At 64.3% G+C, this 6,392-nt stretch carries 6 protein-coding genes; 3 read left to right on the forward strand and 3 right to left on the reverse strand.

Annotation, left to right across the window (positions count from 1 at the left end; translation table 11 throughout):
* Positions 1 to 27: 27 nt before the first annotated feature.
* The 3 genes from paaG to paaN form a co-directional block, all read right to left on the reverse strand.
* Positions 28 to 810 carry a 2-(1,2-epoxy-1,2-dihydrophenyl)acetyl-CoA isomerase PaaG gene (gene paaG / locus PCE31106_RS11935; protein ID WP_017233191.1) on the reverse strand — a complete coding sequence of 261 codons (783 nt, stop codon included), beginning with the start codon at positions 808 to 810 and terminating at the stop codon, positions 28 to 30.
* Positions 811 to 863: 53 nt separating this feature from the next.
* Positions 864 to 2,066 carry a 3-oxoadipyl-CoA thiolase gene (gene pcaF / locus PCE31106_RS11940; RefSeq protein WP_017233192.1) on the reverse strand — a complete coding sequence of 401 codons (1,203 nt, stop codon included), beginning with the start codon at positions 2,064 to 2,066 and terminating at the stop codon, positions 864 to 866.
* 111 nt (positions 2,067 to 2,177) lie between these two features.
* Entirely contained in the window at positions 2,178 to 3,872 is a 1,695-nt protein-coding gene (paaN, locus tag PCE31106_RS11945) for a phenylacetic acid degradation protein PaaN (protein ID WP_017233193.1), read from the reverse strand.
* A gap of 532 nt (positions 3,873 to 4,404) precedes the next feature.
* Between paaN and PCE31106_RS11950 the strand changes: the two genes are divergently transcribed.
* The 3 genes from PCE31106_RS11950 to PCE31106_RS24165 all read left to right on the forward strand — a co-directional run.
* The gene (locus PCE31106_RS11950; protein WP_150563386.1) at positions 4,405 to 5,181 is read left to right on the forward strand and encodes an enoyl-CoA hydratase; all 777 of its coding nucleotides are present in this window, start codon (positions 4,405 to 4,407) and stop codon (positions 5,179 to 5,181) included.
* Positions 5,182 to 5,265: 84 nt separating this feature from the next.
* A complete protein-coding gene (locus PCE31106_RS11955; protein ID WP_017233196.1) occupies positions 5,266 to 6,069 on the forward strand; it encodes a basic amino acid ABC transporter substrate-binding protein in 804 nt (267 codons plus the stop codon).
* 78 nt (positions 6,070 to 6,147) lie between these two features.
* Positions 6,148 to 6,392, forward strand: a 245-nt coding sequence (locus tag PCE31106_RS24165) for a hypothetical protein (protein WP_217425907.1), incomplete at its 3' end; no start/stop codon positions are given.

Here is a 6,392-nt window from a genome sequence, read left to right on the forward strand (position 1 = left end):
CTCTCGTGTTGTTATGGTGTCGGTCGATCAGCGGCCTTCGAACTTCGGCGCGCGCTTCTCTAGAAACGCGTTCACGCCTTCGGCATAGTCGTACGAGGCGCCGAGTGCGCGCTGTCCGTCGCGTTCGAGATCGAGTTGCTGGTCGAGCGTGTTGGTGGCCGAGGCATACAACGCTTCCTTGATCGTGGCGAGCGCCTTCGTGGGTTGCAACGCCAATTGCGCGGCGAGTTTCTGTGCTTCGGGCAGGAGCGCGTCATCGTCGACGCAGCGCCAGATCAGGCCCCACTGCTCGGCTTGTTCGGCCGAGAGCTTGTCGCCGAGCATCGCCAGTCCCATCGCGCGCGCCATGCCGACACGTTGCGGCAGGAACCACGTGCCGCCGGTGTCGGGCAGCAGACCGATCTTCACGAACGCCTGCAGGAAGTTGACCGACGCCCCCGCAAGCACAATGTCGCAGGCAAGCGCCAGATTCGCGCCCGCGCCCGCCGCGATGCCGTTCACTGCGGCAATCACCGGCAGCGGCATCGCGCGCAGCTTGCGCACGAGCGGGTTGAAGTTTTCGTCGATCAGCGCCCCGAGATCGGTCGAGGCCCCCGGCGTGAAGTCCAGATCCGCCAGATCCTGCCCGGCGCAGAAGCCGCGGCCGGCACCGGTCAGCACAATGGCGCGCGCGCCTTGTGCCTGGGCGGTATCGAGGGCATCGCGCAACGCCGCGTGCATCTCCCGCGTGAAGCTGTTGAGCTTCTCGGGGCGGTTGAGCGTGATCGTCGCGACGTTGGCTTGCAGCGTCAGTTGAACCGTGGCGGTCATCGGTGTCTTCCTCCGGGTGTCGTGATATCGAATGAGCGGAACAGGGCTGGCGATCAGAGGCGCTCAATGGCGATCGCGATGCCCTGGCCCACGCCGATACACATCGTGCACAGCGCGTAGCGTCCGCCGGTTCGGTGCAACTGATACATCGCCGTGGTGACCAAACGCGCACCCGAGGCACCCAGCGGGTGGCCCAGCGCAATCGCCCCGCCGTTCGGGTTCACGCGGGCGTCGTCGTCGGCAACGCCGAGCTGACGCAACACCGCCAGACCCTGGCTCGCGAAGGCTTCGTTCAGTTCGATCACATCGAACTGATCCAGCGTCATGTTCAATTGGCGCAGCAGCTTGAGCGTGGCCGGGGCCGGGCCAATGCCCATGATGCGGGGGGGCACGCCGGCGGTCGCCATGCCGAGCACGCGCGCGCGGGGCGTGAGGCCGTGCAGCTTGGCGGCGCTCTCGCTCGCGAGCAACAGCGCGCATGCGCCGTCGTTCACGCCGGAGGCATTGCCCGCGGTCACGGTGCCGTCCGCACGGACCACGCCCTTGAGCTTGGCCAGCGCTTCGAGGCTCGTGGCGCGCGGATGCTCGTCACGGTCGACGACGATCGGATCGCCCTTCTTTTGCGCGATCGAGACCGGTGTGATTTCCTGCGCGAGCGTGCCGTCGGCCTGCGCGCGCGCCGCCTTCTCCTGGCTGCGCACGGCGAAGCGGTCCTGATCTTCGCGGCCGATCTTGAAGTCGTCGGCGACGTTTTCGGCCGTCTCCGGCATCGAATCCACGCCGTACTGCGCCTTCATCAGCGGGTTGATGAAACGCCAGCCGATGGTCGTGTCGAAGATGGCGGCCTGGCGCGAAAACGCACTGTCGGCCTTGCCCATTACAAATGGCGCGCGGGTCATCGATTCGACGCCGCCGGCGATCATCAGCCCGGCTTCGCCCGCCTTGATGGCGCGTGCGGCCGTGCCGATGGCGTCCATGCCCGAGCCGCACAGGCGGTTGAGCGTGGCGCCCGGCACGTCGATCGGCAACTCGGCGAGCAGCGATGCCATGCGGGCCACGTTACGGTTGTCTTCGCCGGCCTGATTGGCGCAACCGTAGATGACATCGTCGATCAGGGTCCAGTCGACGTTCGGATTGCGCGCCATGAGCGCCTTGAGGGGAACCGCGCCGAGGTTGTCGGCGCGTACGTCCTTCAGGGCACCGCCGTAGCGGCCGATGGGGGTGCGGATCGCGTCGCAGATGAAAGCTTCGGTCATGATCGTTCGTTCCTGTCTTGACTTGGGGGGCGGGGCTTGCAAGGCGTGTCCGGCGGCGCGCGCAGCGCAAGGCTTCCCGTTCCCTTCTCTATATATAGATGTATCGGAGGCTCAGGCAGCGCCGGCGTCGGACTTGGCCGGCACATGGTGGCGGCTTTGCACGACACGGAAGCGATTCGCGACGAAGGCGGCGTCGGCCAGGCTCGCGTTGGCGGCCGGGTTGCCGCCCGTGCCGTGGTAATCCGAGTAGGCCGCGGATTGGTTCACGAACACGCCGCCCGTCAGGTTGAGCGACAGGGCCACGCGCCCTTCGATGGCGGCGTCGAGCGCCTGGGCCTCGCCCTCGGCGGACGTCGTATACGCCGACAGTGTGAGTGCGCCATGGTCGGCGGCGGTGCGTCCGGCCAGGGCGAACGCCTGGGCGCTGTTGTCCACGGCGATCACAAAGGCGATCGGGCCAAACCATTCGCGCGTGTAGGTGGCGTCGTCGGCCACATCGAGCGCGACGATCAGCGGCGTGCGCACGCGGGCGTCGGCGAAGGCCGGGTGCTGGAGCGTCTGGCTGTCGAGCACGACGCGGCCGACCTTGCGGGCGTCGTCGATGCGAGCCAGCACGCCTTCGTTCTGAATCGCGCCGAGCAGCTCAACGGCCTTGGCCGGGTCGCTGCACGTCTTCTGCACGCTGCCCGCGATGGCGGCGACCACTTCCTCGAACGACACCTTGCCGTCGGGCGTCTGGATGCCGTCGCGCGGAATGTAGATGTTCTGGGGCGCGGTGCACATCTGGCCCGAGTACAAGGCCAACGAGAAGCCAATGTTGCGGGCCATGCCCTTCAGGTCGTCCGTCGAATCGATCACGATCTGGTTCACGCCGGCCTTCTCGGTGTAGACCTGCGCCTGACGCGCGTGGGTCTCCAGCCAGTCGCCGTTGGCGGTGCTGCCCGTGAAGTCGATCACGCGCACTTCACCGCGCGTGGCCAGTTGCTGGACGATGGCGCCGTCGTTCGGGTTGGTGGCTGCGAGCGTCACGACATCCGGATCGAAACCGGCGTCGCGCAGGACCTCACGCGCGATCTTCACCGTGATGGCGAGCGGCAGGATCGCGCCCGGATGCGGCTTGACGATCACGGCGTTGCCGGTGGCCAGGCTGGCGAACAGGCCCGGATAACCGTTCCACGTCGGGAACGTGCAGCAGCCGAGCACCAGCGCCACGCCACGCGGCACGACCGTATAGCGCTTTTCCATGGCGAGCGGCGGGTTCTTGCCCTGCGGCTTTTCCCAATAGGCGCCCGCCGGGATGCGGCGCAGTTCGTCCCACGCATAGGCCACGGCTTCGAGGCCGCGGTCTTGCGCGTGCGGGCCGCCGGCCTGGAAGGCCATCATGAACGCTTGGCCCGTCGTGTGCATCACGGCATTGGCGATTTCAAAGCTGCGCGCGTTCAGGCGGTTGAGAATTTCCAGCGATACGCCGACCCAGGCGTCCGGGGTGGCGGCGCGCCATGCCTTGTGGGCGTCGCTCACGCGGGCGAGCAGGGCGTCGATCTCGAAACCGGGATATGTCGTGCCGAGCGCGAAGCCGAACGGGGAGACCTCCTGGCCGACGCTACCCGTGCTGCCGCGCTGTTCCAACGGGAAGGCGGCATTCAGATACTGTTTGAAAGCGGCTTCGCCGTCGGCGGCGGCCGTCTCGCCATAAGCACGCGGGCTCGGCATTTCCGTAAACGGGCTCCAGTAACCACGCGTGGCGATGGCCTGAAGGGCGCGCTCGAGAGTCTCTTGGTGTTTGGCGAAGAGGGGATGAGTCATGGTTGTGGATCTGTCCGTGTCGGGATGCGGCTGGCGGATTCGCTGTCTGCCGACGGGCGGCAAGACGCAGGTGACGGCACCGGGTCGTCGTCGATCACTTTCATCGACATTAATTAACCGACCGGTTGGTTTGTTAATATAGCACCAAATCTTCCGGGCGTGGCACACGATGATGCCGGGTTTTCCCCAACGGCTTTGGTGGCGTCCCGAGAGTTGAGCTTAGGCGGTGGCGATGACGGTGATGAGGCTGTGCCCCGGCTGTCGTGGCGGTGACTCGGCGCGGAGCGCGGGTCGTCTGCTTGGCGGAACGCCAGGTGCGTGGCCAGGGGATCGATGGCATCATGCCTAACCACTGCAGTTGACGCCTGGCGGGTCTTGTTACCCCTGCTCGCCGTGTGCGCCGCAGCGCTGTTGCGAACCAACGGTGTGTCCATCGCCTGATGCCTGTTTCCGGTGACTGCCAGGGTATCGATGTCCTGAGTGCGCCGGCCCCCGAAACAAAAGACGAGACTTTGACTGGAGGAAGAAGAGGATGACGTACGAGAATATTCTGGTGGAAACGCGCGGCCGCGTCGGCCTGATCACGCTGAATCGTCCGAAAGCGCTCAACGCGCTGAACGATGCGCTGATGGACGAACTGGGCACCGCGCTCACGGCGTTCGATGCCGACGAAGCCATCGGCTGCATGGTGATTACCGGTGGCGAGAAGGCGTTCGCTGCGGGCGCCGACATCGGCATGATGTCGAAATACACCTTCGCGGATGTATTCAAAGGTGACTACATCACGCGCAACTGGGAAACGGTGCGCCGCATTCGCAAGCCGGTCATCGCGGCCGTGTCGGGTTTCGCGCTCGGCGGCGGCTGTGAACTGGCGATGATGTGCGATTTCATCATCGCCGCCGAGAACGCCAAGTTCGGCCAGCCGGAAATCAAGCTTGGCGTGATCCCGGGCGCCGGCGGCACGCAGCGTCTGACGCGCGCCGTATCGAAAGCCAAGGCCATGGACATGTGCCTGACCGCGCGTTTCATGGACGCCACCGAGGCCGAGCGCGCTGGGCTGGTATCGCGCGTGGTACCGCTCGAGACGCTGCTCGACGAGGCGATCGGCGCGGCCAACACCATCTGCGAATATTCATTGCCGGTCGTGATGGCGGCGAAGGAAGCCGTCAACCGCGCATTCGAGTCAACGCTCGACGAAGGCGTGCAGTTCGAGCGCCGGATGTTCCATTCTCTCTTCGCGCTTGAGGATCAGAAGGAAGGCATGGCCGCGTTTGTCGAGAAGCGCAAACCGGTTTTCAAACATCGCTGATTCTGGCGTGCAGTACCGTGACGACCTCCTGCGGGGAGGTCGTCCTATGATAGGCTGCCGGTTTTTTCAGCAAGGGACAAAACGATGTCGATCAACCGACGCACATTTGCGCTGGCCTTAGTCGTGGCCTCGGGGCTGCTGTTGGGTGCCTGCGGGAAGAAGGAGGAATCGGCGGCGGGCCGGTCGGCGGGAGCGGACGGCGCGCAGACGGTGTACGTCGTCGGCACGGACGCCGCCTACGCGCCATTCGAATTCGAAACCGATACCCGGCAGATTGCCGGCTTCGACATCGATGTGATGAAGGCGGTCGCGGACAAGGCGGGCATCTCCGTGCGTTTCGTCAATACGCCGTTCGAGGGGATCTTCAATTCGTTGGTTCAGGGCGATAGGGACATTCTGATTTCGGCGATCACGATCACCGACGAGCGTCGTAAGCAGATGGATTTCTCGGCGCCTTACTTCGAGGCGTCGCAGTTGATTGCCGTGCCGCTGAACTCGACCGTGCAGAAATTCGACGATCTGAAGTCCCTCAAGGTGGGCGTGCAGACGGCCACCACGGGCGACGAGGTGGTGCAGAAGCTCATGGGCAAGAACAATCCGTCGGTTAAACGCTTTGAAGGCACGCCGCTCGCCATGAAGGAGCTGGAGGCCGGCGGTGTCGACGCGGTGGTGGCGGACAACGGCGTCGTGGTGAACTTTGTTGCCAACAACCCGGATGCCAAGCTGCGTACGGTCTCCGATAGCAGCTTTCCCAAGGAGTATTACGGGATCGCAGTACGCAAGGGGGATGCCGAGTTGCTGGGCAAGATCAACAAGGGGATCGAGGCGATCAAGGCGGACGGGACATATGACGCCATCTTCGCGCGCTACTTCGGCAAGAAGTCCTGAGGTTTGTCATACCAAGGCATTTGCGGGCGCCGTGATCATTTAAAGAAACCCCGTCACGTATCGTGACGGGGTTTTTTCATGGGTTTTCAAATTATTTTCACAAAGGGCTTGCCAGGGTACGGGGTTTTCACTAATATTCCGTCTCTCGCAACGACAGCGACGCAGCGAAAGCGGCGAAGCGGTGGGGGCGACGGGCTGGAAAGCCCGGTGGTTGGTGGTTTTAGAGCTGGTGAGTTGCTACGGCGACGAGCGAAGAAGGCGAAAAAAACTGTTGACGACGACGAGAAGCTGCGACATAATCTTGCTTCTCTGCTGCAGATGCA

The organism is Pandoraea cepalis, from assembly GCF_902459665.1.
Lineage (GTDB): Bacteria > Pseudomonadota > Gammaproteobacteria > Burkholderiales > Burkholderiaceae > Pandoraea > Pandoraea cepalis.

Coding starts and splice junctions, on each gene's coding strand:
- pcaF (WP_017233192.1), bottom strand. CDS start 2,066: ATGACCGAAGCTTTCATCTGCGACGCGATCCGCACCCCCATCGGCCGC.
- PCE31106_RS11950 (WP_150563386.1), top strand. CDS start 4,405: ATGACGTACGAGAATATTCTGGTGGAAACGCGCGGCCGCGTCGGCCTG.
- paaG (WP_017233191.1), bottom strand. CDS start 810: ATGACCGCCACGGTTCAACTGACGCTGCAAGCCAACGTCGCGACGATC.
- PCE31106_RS11955 (WP_017233196.1), top strand. CDS start 5,266: ATGTCGATCAACCGACGCACATTTGCGCTGGCCTTAGTCGTGGCCTCG.
- paaN (WP_017233193.1), bottom strand. CDS start 3,872: ATGACTCATCCCCTCTTCGCCAAACACCAAGAGACTCTCGAGCGCGCC.